The sequence below is a fragment of the Bradyrhizobium sp. Kon56 genome (genome assembly GCF_055807635.1).
In genome coordinates this window covers 210,513-226,262 of record NZ_JBVVOU010000005.1, presented here as the reverse complement: position 1 = coordinate 226,262, position 15,750 = coordinate 210,513, and the positions used below count along the sequence as shown (strand labels likewise).

Annotated in this window: 15 protein-coding genes; 11 read left to right on the top strand and 4 right to left on the bottom strand. The window is 64.2% G+C overall.

What is annotated here, in order from left to right; all coding sequences use genetic code 11:
- Nucleotides 1–23 precede the first annotated feature (23 nt).
- From AC0L3B_RS10795 to AC0L3B_RS10755, 9 genes are all read left to right on the top strand, one after another.
- Complete coding sequence (locus AC0L3B_RS10795) at nucleotides 24–1,004, top strand: sugar kinase (RefSeq protein ID WP_473380379.1); 981 nt, start codon at nucleotides 24–26, stop codon at nucleotides 1,002–1,004.
- Nucleotides 1,005–1,017: 13 nt separating this feature from the next.
- Nucleotides 1,018–1,668, top strand: a complete 651-nt coding sequence (gene eda / locus AC0L3B_RS10790) for a bifunctional 4-hydroxy-2-oxoglutarate aldolase/2-dehydro-3-deoxy-phosphogluconate aldolase (protein ID WP_204510940.1) — start codon at nucleotides 1,018–1,020, stop codon at nucleotides 1,666–1,668.
- 59 nt (nucleotides 1,669–1,727) lie between these two features.
- Nucleotides 1,728–2,897, top strand: coding sequence for an acetyl-CoA acetyltransferase (locus AC0L3B_RS10785; protein WP_473380378.1), 1,170 nt, complete (start codon nucleotides 1,728–1,730; stop codon nucleotides 2,895–2,897).
- Nucleotides 2,898–3,025: 128 nt separating this feature from the next.
- Entirely contained in the window at nucleotides 3,026–3,232 is a 207-nt protein-coding gene (locus AC0L3B_RS10780) for a hypothetical protein (RefSeq protein WP_027517389.1), read from the top strand.
- 121 nt (nucleotides 3,233–3,353) lie between these two features.
- On the top strand, nucleotides 3,354–4,577 hold the full coding sequence (locus AC0L3B_RS10775) for a CaiB/BaiF CoA transferase family protein (RefSeq protein WP_473380377.1): 1,224 nt from the start codon (nucleotides 3,354–3,356) through the stop codon (nucleotides 4,575–4,577).
- Nucleotides 4,574–5,710, top strand: a complete 1,137-nt coding sequence (locus AC0L3B_RS10770) for a thiolase family protein (RefSeq protein WP_473380376.1) — start codon at nucleotides 4,574–4,576, stop codon at nucleotides 5,708–5,710. Before AC0L3B_RS10775 ends, AC0L3B_RS10770 begins: the two co-directional genes overlap by 4 nt.
- Nucleotides 5,707–6,066 (top strand): Zn-ribbon domain-containing OB-fold protein, encoded by a 360-nt coding sequence (locus AC0L3B_RS10765; RefSeq protein WP_473380375.1) that lies wholly within the window; start codon nucleotides 5,707–5,709, stop codon nucleotides 6,064–6,066. The genes AC0L3B_RS10770 and AC0L3B_RS10765 overlap by 4 nt, the downstream gene beginning before the upstream one ends.
- 608 nt (nucleotides 6,067–6,674) lie before the next feature.
- The gene (locus AC0L3B_RS10760) at nucleotides 6,675–7,202 is read left to right on the top strand and encodes a carboxymuconolactone decarboxylase family protein (protein ID WP_473380374.1); all 528 of its coding nucleotides are present in this window, start codon (nucleotides 6,675–6,677) and stop codon (nucleotides 7,200–7,202) included.
- A 26-nt stretch (nucleotides 7,203–7,228) separates the two neighbouring features.
- Complete coding sequence (locus AC0L3B_RS10755) at nucleotides 7,229–7,531, top strand: nucleoside triphosphate pyrophosphohydrolase family protein (RefSeq protein ID WP_026233761.1); 303 nt, start codon at nucleotides 7,229–7,231, stop codon at nucleotides 7,529–7,531.
- Between the two features lie 5 nt (nucleotides 7,532–7,536).
- On the opposite strand, the gene glsA is transcribed toward AC0L3B_RS10755, so the two are convergent.
- The 4 genes from glsA to AC0L3B_RS10735 form a co-directional block, all read right to left on the bottom strand.
- Nucleotides 7,537–9,384 carry a glutaminase A gene (glsA, locus tag AC0L3B_RS10750; protein ID WP_473380373.1) on the bottom strand — a complete coding sequence of 616 codons (1,848 nt, stop codon included), beginning with the start codon at nucleotides 9,382–9,384 and terminating at the stop codon, nucleotides 7,537–7,539.
- A 22-nt stretch (nucleotides 9,385–9,406) separates the two neighbouring features.
- Entirely contained in the window at nucleotides 9,407–11,482 is a 2,076-nt protein-coding gene (locus tag AC0L3B_RS10745) for a TRAP transporter permease (RefSeq protein WP_018459233.1), read from the bottom strand.
- A 35-nt stretch (nucleotides 11,483–11,517) separates the two neighbouring features.
- Nucleotides 11,518–12,684: a TAXI family TRAP transporter solute-binding subunit gene (locus tag AC0L3B_RS10740; RefSeq protein ID WP_018459232.1), complete on the bottom strand. Its 1,167-nt coding sequence runs from the start codon at nucleotides 12,682–12,684 to the stop codon at nucleotides 11,518–11,520.
- A gap of 164 nt (nucleotides 12,685–12,848) precedes the next feature.
- A complete protein-coding gene (locus AC0L3B_RS10735) occupies nucleotides 12,849–13,070 on the bottom strand; it encodes an acyl-CoA carboxylase biotin carboxyl carrier protein subunit (RefSeq protein ID WP_018459231.1) in 222 nt (73 codons plus the stop codon).
- 94 nt (nucleotides 13,071–13,164) lie between these two features.
- Here AC0L3B_RS10735 and AC0L3B_RS10730 point away from each other — a divergent pair, with 94 nt between their 5' ends.
- Together AC0L3B_RS10730 and AC0L3B_RS10725 are read left to right on the top strand one after the other, a co-directional pair.
- Nucleotides 13,165–14,139 carry an IclR family transcriptional regulator gene (locus tag AC0L3B_RS10730; protein WP_026233760.1) on the top strand — a complete coding sequence of 325 codons (975 nt, stop codon included), beginning with the start codon at nucleotides 13,165–13,167 and terminating at the stop codon, nucleotides 14,137–14,139.
- A complete protein-coding gene (locus tag AC0L3B_RS10725) occupies nucleotides 14,069–15,628 on the top strand; it encodes an acyl-CoA carboxylase subunit beta (protein WP_473380372.1) in 1,560 nt (519 codons plus the stop codon). The genes AC0L3B_RS10730 and AC0L3B_RS10725 overlap by 71 nt, the downstream gene beginning before the upstream one ends.
- Nucleotides 15,629–15,750 lie beyond the last annotated feature (122 nt).

The following is a 15,750-nucleotide window of genomic DNA, read 5'->3' as shown; positions in this document are numbered from 1 at the left end:
TCTCTGACTGAGCGGGTAAAGTGATGGCGAGCGTTGCTTGCATCGGCGAATGCATGGTCGAGCTCCGGCAGGCCCAGGGTGGACAATCCGCCGGACCTTCCAGCGGGCAGGGCGGGGGCCTCTACTCGCGTGGATTCGGCGGCGACACCCTCAACACGGCCGTTTACCTCGCGCGGCTCGAGGTCAAGGTCGATTATTTCACCGCGCTTGGCGACGATGCCCTGAGCGATGAGATGATGGCGGCCTGGACTGCGGAGGGCGTCGGCACGAGGCGCGTCGCGCGGCTGCCGGGCAAGCTGCCCGGCCTCTACATGATCCAGCTGGATGCGAAGGGAGAGCGCCAGTTCTTCCACTGGCGCGACAGTGCGGCGGCGCGCCAGCTGATGAACCTGCCGGAGACGGACGATCTCCTCAACTCGCTGATGAGCTACGACATCGTCTATCTCTCTGCGATCACGCTCTCGATCTACGACACGGCTGGGCGCGAGCGCCTGCTCGCGGCGATCAAGCGCGCGCGTCTGCTTGGCACCCGCTTCGTGTTCGACACCAATTTTCGCGCGCGGGGATGGCCGGATCGTGAGGTCGCGCGCGAGGTGTTTTCAGCGGCCTTCGCGGCAGCCGACATCGTGCTGACCTCGACCGAGGATCTGCTCGCTCTCTATCCCGGCGAAAGCCACGAGCAGTTGATGGCGCGCATCCCAAGCCCCGAGCTGGTGTTCCGGCTCGCCGAGCCGGTCAGCCTGCTGCGCTTTCCCGGGGGGCCCTACGAGGTCCGCGCAGAGCCCATGACCAAGCCCGTGGTCGACACCACCGCGGCCGGCGACAGCTTTGCGGCGGCCTATATCGCGGCACGGCTCGCCGGTTCCGACCCGGTCGAGGCCGCGCAGGCCGGGCACCGCCTCGCCAGCCTCGTCATCTGCTATTCCGGCGCCATCATTCCGGGTTATGCCATGCCGCCGAAGAAACGGCATCGGCCGGCGACCACGCGTCAAGCGACCAAGTGAAACGAAAGCCAAGATGACCACGACTGCCCAACAGAACCACCTCGCCGCGCTGTTCAAGGCCGCGACTGTCATTCCCGTCCTCACCATCGAGCGTATCCAGGATGCGGTGCCGCTGGCGCGTGCGCTGGTGGCCGGCGGCGTCCGCACGCTGGAGGTGACCATGCGTACCCCTGTTGCGATCGAGGCGGCGAGGGCGATGATGGCCGAGGTGCCCGAGGCGGTGGTCGGCATCGGCACGATTCTCAATCCGGCCGACTTTACCCGTGTCGAGAAGCTCGGCGTTGCGTTCGGCATCAGCCCGGGCTTGACCCCGGACCTCTTGAAGGCCGCCACCCATAGCTCCTTGCCGTTTGCGCCGGGTATCGCCACGGCCTCCGAGCTGATGATGGCGCTGTCCTACGGCTTCGACATTGCAAAATTTTTCCCGGCCGAGCAGGCCGGCGGCATCAAGGGGCTGCGCTCGCTGGGTGGGCCGTTCCCGAACGTGCGGTTCTGCCCGACCGGCGGGGTCGGCGAGGCCAATGCGGCAACCTGGCTCGCGGAGCCCAATGTGGTCGCGGTCGGCGGTTCCTGGCTGTGCCCGACGGCGGAGATCAGGGCCGGGAACTGGGCCGGCATAACTGCCATCTGCCAGCGCACCCTCCAGGCCCTTAAACCCGCGTGAAGTCTTGCCATCCCTGGGCTAAGACTTAGGTCAGCAAGAGACCGCCAGGGAGAAAGACCATGACCGCCAGCATCGTCGGATGGGCGCATACGCCGTTCGGCAAGTTCGACACCGAGACCGTGGAAAGCCTCGTGGTGAAGGTCGCCAATGAGGCGCTGGCGGATGCCGGCATTTCGGCCGGCGATGTCGACGAGATCGTGCTCGGCCATTTCAACGCCGGCTTCTCGCCCCAGGATTTTACCGCCTCGCTGGTGCTCCAGGCCGACCCGAAGCTGCGCTTCAAGCCGGCGACCCGGGTCGAGAACGCCTGCGCCACCGGCTCCGCCGCCGTCCATCAGGGCGTGCGCGCGATCACGGCCGGCGCGGCCAGAATTGTCCTCGTCGTCGGCGTCGAGCAGATGACGCGCACGCCGGGGCCGGAGATCGGCAAGAACCTGCTCAAGGCGTCCTATCTGCCTGAGGACGGCGACACCGTCGGCGGCTTCGCCGGCGTGTTCGGCAAGATCGCCAGCTCCTATTTCCAGAAATACGGCGACCAGTCCGATGCACTGGCCCTGATCGCGGCCAAGAACCACAAGAACGGCGTCGCCAATCCCTTCGCCCAGATGCGCAAGGACTTTGGCTTCGAGTTCTGCCGCGCCGAGAGCGAGAAGAACCCCTACGTTGCCGGCCCCCTGAAGCGCACCGACTGCTCGTTGGTCTCAGATGGTGCCGCTGCCCTGGTGCTGGCCGACGCGGAAACCGCCAAGGGCATGAGCAAGTCGATCGGCTTCCGCGCCACCGCGCACGCCCAGGATTTCCTGCCGATGTCCAAGCGCGACATCCTCCAGTTCGAGGGCTGCACGGTCGCCTGGCAGCGCGCGCTGGAGAAGGCGGGCGTTACACTGTCCGATCTCTCCTTCGTCGAGACCCATGACTGCTTCACCGTCGCCGAGCTGATCGAGTACGAAGCGATGGGCCTAACGCCGAGGGGGCAGGGCGCCCGCGCCATCAAGGAAGGCTGGACGCTCAAGGACGGCAAGCTGCCGGTCAATCCGTCCGGCGGCCTGAAGGCCAAGGGCCATCCGATCGGCGCCACCGGCGTCTCTATGCACGTGATGACCGCGATGCAGCTCGCCGGCCAAGCGCCTGAGGGCATGCAGCTCAAGAATGCAAAACTCGGCGGCATCTTCAACATGGGCGGTGCGGCGGTTGCCAACTACGTCTCCGTGCTGGAGCCGCTGAAGTAAGCCCCGATCTTGTAGGGTGGGCAAAGGCGCGCAAGCGCCGTGCCCACCATCTTGTTTGCGCTAGATCATGGTGGGCACGCGTCGCTTTGGCCACCTTACGGCACTGATTGATTCGCGGGACATGCATCATGAGCAATGACTACGAAGATTCGCTATCGATGGACGCACTCAACGATCGCATCGCGATTCTCGAGGACAATATCCGCCAGCTCATCGAGCAGGCCGCGGCCGCCTCGGGTGAGCAGAACGAGTCGCGGATAGCGGACCGCATCAACCAGCAGAATGAGGAGCTCGACCGTCTCCTCAAGATTCGCGAATCCCGCCAGAAGAAATAGCGGCCTTTCGCCGCCGGCGCATGCGGCCATACGCCGGCCGCCCTTGCGCACGCGACGCCGCTGCCGTTAGCTGAACCGAAATCGCAGGGCTCATCTGAGCCCGCGCAATCGGGAGCGAACGATGGGACCGCTGAAGGGCATCAAGGTCGTCGACATGACCACCGTGCTGATGGGTCCCTATGCGACCCAGATGCTCGGCGACTACGGCGCAGACGTCATCAAGGTGGAATCTCTGGACGGCGACGTCACCCGCCTGATCGGTCCGATGCGGCACGCCGGCATGGGCCCGGTGTTCCTCAACACCAACCGCAGCAAGCGCTCGATCTGCCTCGACCTGAAGAAGCCCGCCGGCCGCGAGGCCGTGCTGCGCTTGCTGAAAGACGCCGACGTTCTCGTCTACAACGTCCGCCCGCAGGCGATGGCGCGGCTTCAACTGGGCTATGATGTTGTTGCTAAGATCAATCCGCGTCTGGTCTATGCCGGCGTGTTCGGCTTCGGCCAGGACGGGCCGTATGCTGCAAAACCCGCCTATGACGATCTGATCCAGGGCGCCACCGCGCTGCCGGCCTTGATGGCACAGACCGGTGACGGCGTGCCGCGCTATGTGCCGAACGCACTGGTCGATCGCATCGTCGGCCTCACCGCTGTGGGCGCGATCTGCGCCAGCCTCGTGCATCGCGACCGCACCGGCCACGGCCAGCGCGTCGACATCCCGATGTTCGAGACCATGGCCGGCTTCGTCATGGGCGACCACATGGGCGGATTGACCTATGAGCCCCCGCTCGACAAAGGCGGTTACGCCCGCCATCTCTCGCGCGACCGCCGGCCCTACAAGACGTCGGACGGCTATCTCAGCGTCATCGTCTACAACGACAAGCAGTGGGAGAACTTCTTCACGGCGACGGGACGCGACGATCTGCGGGCCGACGCGATGTTCGCGACATTCGCCGGCCGCGCCGCCAATATCGACGTGGTCTATGCCGAGCTCGCGCGCATCTTCGAGACGCGTTCCACAACGGAATGGATCGACCTGCTCACCAAGGCCGACGTGCCTGTGATGCCGATGCACGATCTCGCGTCGATGCTGCACGATGAGCATCTGGAGGCGACCGGCTTTTTCCCAGTGGTGAACCATCCAACTGAAGGGCCGATCCGGAGCATGAGGGTGACGGCGACCTGGTCCGAGACCGAAGCCGAACCGGTGCGGCTTGCGCCGCAGCTCAACGAGCACGGCGCGGAAATCCTGCGTGAGATCGGCTATTCCGCCGACGAGATCGACGCCATGGTCCGCGATGGCGTCACCCGTTCGCCGCCCCGGAATGACGATGCATTGGTGCGCCCATGAGCTTCATCACCGGCGTCGGCCTCACGCCTTTCGGCAAGCACGAAGGCTCGTCCTCGCTGGACCTGATGAGCAAGGCCGCGCAGGCCGCGCTCGACGACGCCGGGCTCGAGCGCGCCGAGATCGACGGCATCCTCTGCGGCTACTCCACCGTGTCGCCGCACATCATGCTGGCGACCGTCTTTGCCGAGCATTTTGGCATCCGGCCCGCTTACGCCCATGCCGTCCAGGTCGGCGGCGCGACCGGGCTCGCGATGACGATGCTCGCCCATCATCTCGTCGAAGCGGGCGTCGCCCGCAATGTGCTCGTGGTCGCCGGCGAGAACCGCCTCACCGGGCAGAGCCGCGATGCCTCAATCCAGGCGTTGGCGCAGGTCGGCCATCCCGACTACGAGATGCCGCTCGGCCCGACCATTCCCGCCTATTACGGCCTCGTCGCGAACAGATACATGCACGAATACGGCGTGACGGAAGAAGACCTCGCCGAATTCGCGGTGCTGATGCGCGCCCACGCCTGCACCCATCCCGGTGCGCAATTCCACGATCCCATCACGGTCGCCGAAATCATGGCCTCCAAGCCCGTGGCAATGCCGCTGAAGCTGCTCGATTGCTGCCCGGTGTCCGACGGCGGCGCAGCCTTCGTCATCAGCCGCGAGCGGACAGGAGAGGCCGGCGTGCGCATTCGCGGCTGTGCCCAGGCCCATACCCATCAGCATGTCACCGCAGCGCCGCGCTTAAGCGAGCTCGGCGCCGAGATCTCCGTCGCCCGCGCCAGGGAGGCCACCGGCCTGGCGATTTCCGACGTGCGCTACGCGGCGATCTACGACAGCTTTACCATCACGCTCGCGATGCTGCTTGAAGACCTTGGTCTCGCTGGCCGCGGCGAAGCAGCCGCACGCGTGCGCGCAGGCCATTTCAGCCGCGACGGCGCCATGCCGCTGAACACCCATGGCGGCCTGCTCAGCTACGGTCATTGCGGCGTCGGTGGCGCCATGGCGCATCTGGTCGAGGCCCATCTGCAGATGACGGGACGGGCGGCGAATCGCCAGGTGCGCGACGCCTCGATCGCGCTGCTGCACGGCGACGGCGGCGTGCTGTCGTCCCACGTGACCATGTTCCTGGAGCGGGTGCGATGAGCGAGCATCTCAACGACTGGACCAAGGGTGAAGAGGCCATCACCTTCCAGACCTGCACCCCATGCGGCCATGTGCAGTATTTTCGTCGCGCCTTCTGCGCGGCCTGCGGCGCGTCCGATCCGCGCGAGCAACGCGCCAGCGGCAAGGGCAGGGTCTACGCGGCATCGCTGGTCTGCCGCGCCGCCACGCCCGAGACGCGCGCGCACGTGCCCTACAACATCCTGCTGGTCGATTGCGCCGAGGGTTTTCGCATGATGGTGCATGGTGAGAATGATCTCGCCATCGGCGATGAGGTCAATGCGAGCTTCAAGCTGTTCGCCGGAAAGATTGTGCCGTTCTTCGCCAAAGACAGATAGCGAACTTTGAATGCTCGAGCGTAGCCCGGATGGAGCGCAGCGAAATCCGGGTTTTCACCTCACCGATAGACTTTCCCGGATTGCGCTTCGCTCCATCCGGGCTACCGCAGCAACGCGAGCGGTGGGATTCGTCATTCGGGGGCGGTCCTGAGAGACCGAGCCTGGAACGGGAATTCTGGGCCTGGCCTGTGCGAGGGCCACCCCGGAATGACGAAAGCTCTCACCCGGCTCTTAACTAGCGCCCGTAGAACAGGATGCTGGCGATGACGAGCATCGCCATCACCGCCAGCATATGCGCGAACGCTTCCGAGGCCGCCCCCTTGGTGGCTTCCTTCATGCCGTTTTCTCCCTAGACTTGGGCGTGACTCATCGATGCGCGGTTAGCGCCCAACGGCCAATTGTTTTTACTCGGAACACCCCTTGCGAGTATCCGCCGCGATCAAGTCCCCACGCGGCGAATATCGACTGTGCCAAGGTCGTTCAGCAATGCGGCGGCATTTTGACTCGATGTTGTTGCTCCTGCGGACGCGCAAGAATACAGTTTCGTGGAACTTTCGCCGCTAACGACAAAAAGCATCAAAGGCTTAGGGAAAAACTTCAGGAAAATCATGGCCCGCATCAACTACAGCGACCCATCCAAAGCATCCGACCGCACCCGCGAAATCCTCGACAAGAACCGTAATGCCAACATCTTCCGGATGATGTCGCATTCGCCGAGCTATTTCGAGCAATACTGCCGCCTCGGCGGTGCCATCCGCCACAAGGGCGAGCTCGATCCGATCGTGCGCGAGCTAGCGATCACCCGCACCGGCATTTTGTGCGAGGCGCCGTATGAGATCGTCGCGCACAAGCGCATCGGCAAGAATGTCGGCGTAACTGACGAGCAGAATGAGGCGATCGAGAACTGGCAGGCCGCGAGCTGTTTCGACGAGACGCAACGCGCCGCACTCGCCTTCACCGACGAGATCGTCAAGCTGAACAAGCCGACCGATGCGACCTTTAAGGCGATCTCGTCGAAACTGACGCCGGCCGCGCTCGTCGAGCTGCAGCTCTCTGTCGGCTTCTACATCATGACGTCGAAATTTCTGGAGACCTTTGAGATCGACCTTCAGCCGGTCACCGAAGTGGTAGGCTGATCGAGGCATTGCTGTGAGGGACGCTCATGACGATTGATGAATATGCCGCCTGGGCTGCAACGATTGCGAAAGTCGATGAGCGTCCGTCCAACGAACGGCTGTCCTATCTCGGGCTCGGCCTCGCCGGCGAATCCGGCGAAGTCGCCGACCACATCAAGAAGCTGCTCCGCGATGACTGGCTCGACCAGGCGGGCCTCGTCGAAGAGCTGGGTGATGTCATCTATTACTGGGCATGCCTGTGCGTGGCGACCGGCCAGCAGCCATCCGAGCTGCTCAAGACCAGTGCCGCCAAGATCAAGCGGCGGATCAGCGAGGCGGCGAGCCGCTAGGCCGCTCAGGTCGACGTCAGGATATCCACCCTGGCGTTGGCGACGATCAGGCGGTCGGCGAGAAGCTGCGCAAGATTGCGCATGATGCGTTCGCTGGCGTGCGGGTGCTGCTTGCGGAAGCGTTCGAAATCCTTCAGCGGCACTTCGAACGCCGTCGCTGCCATATCGGCGAAGACGTCCGCGGAGCGGGTGGTCTCGATCAGCGCCATCTCGCCGAACGCCATGCCAGCGGTGAGTGTTGCCAGCCGCACGCCGTCCGGCAGGGTGACATGCACCGCGCCGCTGCGCAGGAAGAACAGGGAATCGGCTGCGGCGCCAGTGGAGAGGATTTTCGCGCCAGACTGATAGGTCCGGATCGTGCAGATCGAGGCGAGGTCGGTCAGCTCTTCCTCGCTCATGCCGGCCAGCAGCGGCTGCTCGGCAAGCTCGGAGGTCTCGTGGAAATCGATCGAGCCTCCGTACCGATAGATGATCTGGTCTTCGGCCCATTCGATCGCTGTGTCGAGCAAATAGAAGTCGCGGACGTTCTTGAGCTCGGCGGTCCATTCCCGCAGGCTGTCCCATTCCTTGGAGGCACGCCTGACGCCTGACAGGACGGCGGTCACATTCAGCGCCGCGAGTTCTTCGAACGCTTCGGCCACCAGCCGCGCTCCGGCGCGTGTGGTGGAGGTGACGCGGTGGAGATCGAAGATCACGAATTGCGGCCGCGGCCGACCCGCAAGCCGGCGCGAGACATAGTCGACCGCCGACAGCGACAGCGTGCCGACCAGCTCGATGATCCTCACCTCCTGCTCGTGGGCTGCGAGAATATCGCGTTCCTGCGGGCGGCGGACGCGGCGCGACGGACTCTTGCCGATGTCGTAATCGGCGATGACGGCGTTGCGTGCGTCGTCGCTGCGGTTGAGCATATGCAGATCGTAATGCGAGGACAGCGCCTCGCAGACCTTGATGCCGCGCACGCTGTTGCCGTGCTTGTCGAGCCTTGGCGAATAGCTGCCGAGCCCGAGGCGGGCGGGGAGTGCGGCGAGAATTCCGCCGCCGACGCCACTCTTGGCGGGGATGCCGATCCGGTAGATCCATTCGCCGGCATAGTCGTACATGCCCGACGACGTCATCACCGACAGCGTGCGCGAGATCGCGTAAGGCGTCAGCACCTGCTCGCCGGTAACCGGGTTGACGCCACGGTTGGCGAGCGTTGCCGCCATCACAGCGATGTCGCGCGCGGTGACCAGCACCGCGCATTGCCGGAAATAGACGTCGAGTACGGCCGCGACATTGTCCGAGATCACCGCATTGGTCTTGAGGAGATAGCCGATGGCACGGTTGCGGTCGCCGGTCTGGCTTTCGGAAGCGTAGACGGCCTCGTCGACGGCGAGATCGCGGCCGGCAAAACGACTAAGCGCGAGGCGAATTTGCTCGAAGGCATCCGGACCCTTGCTGTCGTGGATCAGCCCGGTGCAGGCGATCGCGCCGGCATTGACCATCGGGTTGAATGGATGATTCTCCGAGTTGAGCCGGATCGAGTTGAAAGGATCGCCGGAGGGCTCGACGCCGATTGCGCTCTCCACCCTGTTTGCGCCGAGCAGGTCCAGCGCCAGCGCGAACACGAACGGCTTTGACATCGACTGGATGGTGAAGGGCGCCCTGGAGTCGCCGACCTCGTAGACATGACCGTCCAGGGTCGCGAGGCTGATGCCGAAACAGGCAGGATCGGCCTTGCCGAGCTCGGGAATGTAGTCGGCGACCGCGCCCGAGGTCTCTGCCGAGAATTCGTTGAGGCAATTGTCCAGAAACCGCAGCAAAGGCGGCTTCGAGCGCGTCCAGGCGGTAGCGAGAGGCGAAAGCGGTTTCATTGCCTCTCTTTGTGCAACGCAATCAGGGCACGCGCAACCCGTCCGGCACCACGGTCTGCCGCCGGACCAGCAGCAGGGCGAGCAAAATCGTGGGGATCAGGATGGCGAGGCCGAGCAGCGTCACCTGCATCTGCGACAGCGGCATGATGCCGCCGCCGGGGGTGGCCACCACGAAACCGCCGATCACCAGCAGCACGCGGATGGGCCACTCCAGCGCACCGGCGCCGCGGAGATCGCCGACGAAGGGCTGGTAGCCCTGGATGCCGCCGCAGATGAACAGCGTGCCGAACGCCGCGAGCGCCATCAAGCCGAGACCGGCCAGATAGGGGCTCGGCCCCTGCAGCACCAGCGCGGGATTGAGCACGAAGAAGAACGGGATGAAATAGATGATGCTGCCGACCCACATCGATTCCCAGCCCGTCTTCATCGCCGGCGAGCCGGCAATACCTGCCGCTGCGAATGATGCAATCGCGACCGGCGGGGTGATCGACGACAGCATGCCCCAGTAGAAAATGAACATGTGCACGGCCATTTTGTTCAGCCCGAGCTTCTCCAGCGCGGGTGCGACCAGGATGGCGAGGAAGATGTAGCAGGCCGTCGTGGTCAGGCCGAGCCCGAGAATCAGGCTAGTCAGGGCGCACATGCCGAGCAGCAGGAACGGATTGTCGCCGGCGATATGCAGCAGGTCGTTGGCGAGGCTCGACACCACGCCGGTCATCGAGAAGGCGCCGATCAGCAGGCCGCACCCGGCGAGGATGCCGACAAGCTCGACGAAGGTGCGGCCGTTGACCTCGAGGAATTTGCCGATGGTCGCGACAGTCCAGCGCGTGTCCTTCGAGAACAGCTGGTTGAGCACAAGAAGCAATGCGGTGGCGTAGAATGGCGCATGGCTCTCGCGCTTGAAGTAGAGCAGCATCACGATCAGGAGGGCGATGACGAAGACGTAGTACCAGCCATCCTTGATTGTATCCATGACCCGCGGCAGCTCCGCGCGCGGAATGCCCTTCAGCCCGTGTCGTGCGGCGTAGGAATCGACCTGCATGAACAGGCCGATATAATAGAGCGCGGCGGGAATGATGGCCGCGATCGCGACATCGGCGTAGCTGACATTGAGGAACTGCGCGATTACGAAGGCGGTCGCGCCCATCACCGGCGGCGCCAGCACCGCGCCGGTCGAGGCACAAGCCTCGATCGCGCCCGCATAGGAGGCGCGAAAGCCGCTCTTCTTCATCACCGGAATGGTCATGGTGCCGGCGGTCAGCACGTTGGAGATGATCGAGCCTGACATCATGCCGAGCAGGCCGCTGGCGAAGATGCACACCTTGGCCGCGCCGCCGCGGAACGTGCCACACAGCGCGAAGGCGAGATTGATGAAGAACTTTCCGGCGCCGGTCATCATCAACGCGGTGCCGAACACCAGGAAGCCGATCACGGTGTCGGCAAACGCCTGGATGGGAATGCCGAGCAGGCTCTCGCCCGACAGCACGTGATAGGCGGTCGCCTGCTCCAGCGTCGACTGCGTGCCGCGGAACGGCCCGAGCCAGCTGGATTCCGCGAACAGCGGATAGACGGTGAAGGGAAGCACGCTCAGTAGCAGGCTCCAGCCGCCGGTGCGGCGCAGCGCCTCCATCAACATCACCCACATCACGAGACCGGCTGCGATCACGCTGTTCGGCGCGCCGCCGAATTCCCAGCCGGCCTCGGCGGCCTTGCGGACGTTCGACATCAACAGCAGCGCGGCGGCAAAGGTCACGACGAAGCAGAGAAGGTCATACCAGGGAATGCGGTCGAGCGGCGCGCGCGGGGTCCCCGGGAAGATCAGGAACGTGAACGGCAGCATCAGGGCGATCAGGAGGTAGAAGTATTCCGTGTTGAGCTGGGTGTAGCCGACGAAGAAGCGCAGCGAGAATTGCTGGTTGATGCAGAGCAGGATGGTCGCGGCGGTCGCGAGGACGAGCAGCCAGCGCCACGCGCCACGCAAGCTTCGCACGCGCGTAACTTCAGCTTCCTGCATGTTGGCGGCGGCGCCATGCGGATCGTCGAACACGATCCGCTTGGCCTCGTCCTGGGAGGGGGTGGAGACTGAAGCAGACGACATGATCGACCCCGGGCGTGGACAATTAACGCTGTGAACTAATCCTCGAACCCGTTCGGCATGTCGGCCTTCGCAAGCGCCGCGGCACGCGCCTTCATCCAGGCGTCGAGGAACGCCTTATCATCCGCAGGCGGATTGGATTTTCCGTAGTCGGTCCACGCGGCGCCAAGCACCTCTTGCCGCTTGATCAGTCCGTTGTTGTGCGCCTCCTGTGCGTCGTTCCATTGCCCGGCCTCCTTCAAAGCCTTCACCGCGCCGGGATGCACCGGCACCACCCAGTTCTTGGTCTGGCGATCGGCCGCAAGCCCGCCGGCGCCGGGCGCGGAGTCCTTGTAGGAATCGTAGTTCACGATCATCGCCTTGGTGATCGCATAGACCTGCTCGGGGGCTTGCGAGGCGTAGGCGACGAAGATCGGATAGGGATAGTTGCCGAGCTCGATCGGCTTGTCCGGCGAGATACCGGCGCCGCAGGTCGCTGTCTGCGGGAAGAAGAACGAGCCGACCTTCTGCATCCGTGCCCAACCTTCCTTGTCCTTGGCGGGCAGCGGCGGCCAGACCAGCCCGCGCGGCGAAGTCTCGGCTTCCTTGGCGGGACCGGTGATGGTGGTGCCGAAGGCCGCATCGGTGTCGTTGTTGATCAAGCCCTTCCACATCGCGCCGTAGCTTGCGAACTCGACGATCTTGACGTCCTTCTGCGTCAGGCCGGCGAAGGCGAGCACCGCGAGCGAGTTCTGGTTCAGTGCCGGCGAGCCGACGACGAAGCCGACGCGCTTTCCCTTGAGGTCCTTCAGCTCCTTCACCCCTGTATCCGCGGCCACGCCGAGCGAACCGCAATTGCAATCAACGCTCGAGAGCAGGATCTGGAGCGGCTGCGGGCCCCATTCCCTGGAGCCGAACTCGAACACGCCCTCCTGCGCGAAATATGTCCCCGATCCCATCGCCGCGGAGACCGCGCGCTTGGCGCGCAGCGGCGCCAGACGCGCGACATCGTTGCCTGCGGGGAGCACGCGCACGTCGGTCGAGTATTTGTCCTTCATCATCTTGCCGACGCCGACCGCGATGTTGAAGCCGGCGGTACCGGTGTCATAGGCGGTGAACGTCAATGTTGCCGGCAGCTTGATGTCGTCGGCGAATGCATAGCGTGTAGACACAAAAGAAAGGCCTGCCACCACGGCAGGCGCGAGCATGATCAGCCCACGACGCATGTTTCCCTCCAATGATCCTCGCGTTTGCCGCGACGATTTCTTTCTTTGTTTGAAACAGGTTTTGTTTGAGAGATCATGTCATCGCGGTCAGGCAATGGCAACGCCGTACCGCGAACGCAGCAATGAGGCTGACAGAATGTCGCGGAAAACGACGGAGAATGCAGTCAGCTTGCGACGATTGCGATCGCCTGTCCTTCGGTAACGACGTCGTCGAGCTTCACCAGAAGCGATGTGATCTCGCCGCTCACAGGCGAAAGCACCGGTATCTCCATCTTCATCGCTTCGACCACCACAATCTCATCGCCATCTGCAACGGTTCCTCCAACCTGCACGGGAGTTGCGCAGACGCGTCCGGCGATCTCCGTGACGATCTTAATTTCTGGCATGCCATCGCCTTTTTGTTGTGGTCGCAAAATGCCTGAGGTAGTTTCTTCTGCAAGCGGAATTTAATTCCGCACAGCGGAACAAGCGGTAGGGATCATGGGACGACGTTCGGAGCGGTTGAGTAGACAAGGTGCGCTCGCTGGCGAAGCCGGTGAGGGTGATGTCATCCAGGTGGTGTCGCGCGCGTTCGACGTGTTGCGATGCTTCGAGGGCCACGAGGCCAGGCTTGGCAATCTGGAAATTTCAAATCGCTGCGGCCTGCCGCGCTCGACCGTGTCGCGGCTCACGCACACGCTGACGCGGATGGGGCAGCTGGTCTATCTGCCGCGCGATCAGAAATATCGCATCGGGCCAAGCGCGGTGGCGATGAGCGCCTCGATGATGAAGGGCGCGCAGCTGCGCAGCATGATTCGCCAGCGGCTCCAGGAAGTCGCTGAGCAACTGCCGGGCACCGTCGGCTTCGTGGTCCCCGATCGCTTCCATCTGGTCTATCTTCAGTTCGCGCGTTCGGCCTCGGCACTCGGGCTGCACGAGGGCACCGGCAGCCGCATCTCGATGGCCTCGACCGCTGCAGGCGCAGCCTACACTGCGGCATTGGCGCCCGAGGTCGGCGATGCCTTCATCGCGGACATGGAGCGGGAAGCTCCCGAGGCTGCGAAAATCCTGCGGCCCCGCATCGAGGCCAACCGGCAGTCGCTGCATGAGCGCGGCTATGTCGTGGCCTGCGGCCTGTGGAGCCCGCATATCAACGGGCTCGCGGTGCCGATCTGGTCGCCGCAATACCAGACCTTCGTCGTCATCACGATCGGTCTTCTGTCGGCGATGTACGACGAAGAGCGCCTGCATGCCGAGGTCGCGCCGCTGATGCTCGCGCTCGGCCGTTCGCTCGGCAGCCTGATGGAGGGCGCGGAAGGCGACGTCTTCAACGCCCGCATCCCGCGTAAACCGGTCGCCATCGCCGTGCACAACAATAACAAGCCGATCAATTCGGAGGGAGTGAATGAACTGGAAGCCGGAACTCGACGAGCTCGCCCGGCGCGAAGCCTTCGCGCGGGAGATGGGCGGCGTTGACAAGGTCAAGCGTCAGCATGACCAGGGCCGACTGACTGTTCGGGAGCGTATCGACAGACTGACCGACAAGGGCAGCTTTCACGAGATCGGCGCCGTCTCCGGCGTCGGTGAATACGATTCCAGCGGCGAGTTGCAGAAATTGACGCCGGCGAACTGCGTGTTCGGCCGCGCGCGCATCGAAGGCCGCACCATCGTCGTGGTCGGCGACGATTTCACCGTGCGCGGCGGCTCGGCGGACGCGTCCATCTCCGCAAAACCGCTGATGGCGGAGGAGATGGCGCATGATCTCCGCCTGCCCATCGTCCGCATCATCGAAGGCTCCGGCGGCGGCGGCTCGGTCAAGACTATCGAGACCAAGGGCGCGGCGAACTTGCCGGGCGGCATCGGCGGCACACGCTGGTATCGCTTCACCACCGAGAATTTGTCGCGCGTGCCCGTGGTCGCGCTCGGCCTCGGCTCGGTCGCAGGGCTCGGTGCCGCGCGTCTTGCCGCCAGCCACTATTCCATCATGACCCGGAAGTCCGCGATGTTCGTCGCAGGTCCGCCGGTGGTGAAGGCGCTGGGGCAGGACCTCTCGAAGGAAGAGCTCGGCGGCGCCGACATCCAGACCCGCGCCGGCGCGGTCGATCATGCCGTCGACACCGAGGAGGAGGCGTTTGCCTGCGCCCGGCGATTCCTGTCCTATCTGCCGTCGTCGGTCTACGAGCTACCACCGACCTTGCCCTGCACCGACAATCCGGAGCGCACAGAAGAGGCGCTGATGAGCGCGGTGCCACGCAACCGCAAGCAGGTCTACAAGATACGGCCGATCGTCGAGCAGGTCGTGGACAAGGGCTCGTTCTTCGAGGTCGCCAAAAATTTCGGCAAGCCGATCATTGTCGGCCTCGCGCGGCTCGAGGGCAGGGCGGTGATGGTGCTCGCCAGCGACAGCTTTCACTATGGCGGCTCCTGGACGGCGGATGCCTGCCAGAAGGTGGTGCGCTGGGTCGACTTCGCCGAGACCTTCCATTTGCCGATCGTCTATCTCATGGACTGCCCCGGCTTCATGATCGGCCTCGATGCGGAGAAGGCGGGCACCATCCGCCATGGCGTTCGCGCTATGGCCGCGGTCAACCAGGCCACGGTGCCCTGGTGCACGGTGATCCTGCGCAACGCCTTCGGCGTCGCCGGCGTGGTGCATCAGCCCGCCGACCGCTTCTCGATCCGCTACGCCTGGCCGTCGGCTTATTGGGGCTCGCTCCCGCTCGAAGGCGGCATCGAAGCCGCCTACCGCGCGGACATCGACGCGGCCGAGGACAAGGCGGAGAAACTGAAAGAGATCGAGGACCGCCTCAACAAGCTGCGCTCGCCATTCCGTTCCGCCGAAAAATTCTGGGTGGAGGAGATCATCGATCCCAGGAAGACGCGGTCGCTGCTGTGCGAGTTCGCGCGGCTGTCGGAGCCATTGCGGAAGCCAGGGCCGCCGGAGAGTTTTTCGATCAGGCCGTAGCCTCAGCCGTCACTGCGAGCTGCTGATGCCGATCTCAGCCTAATTGCAGTTCGGCAAAATTGATCTATCGCAACACGTAGCGTTCGATTGTCTGCAAGCGTCTCGTTTGAAACGAGGGAGAG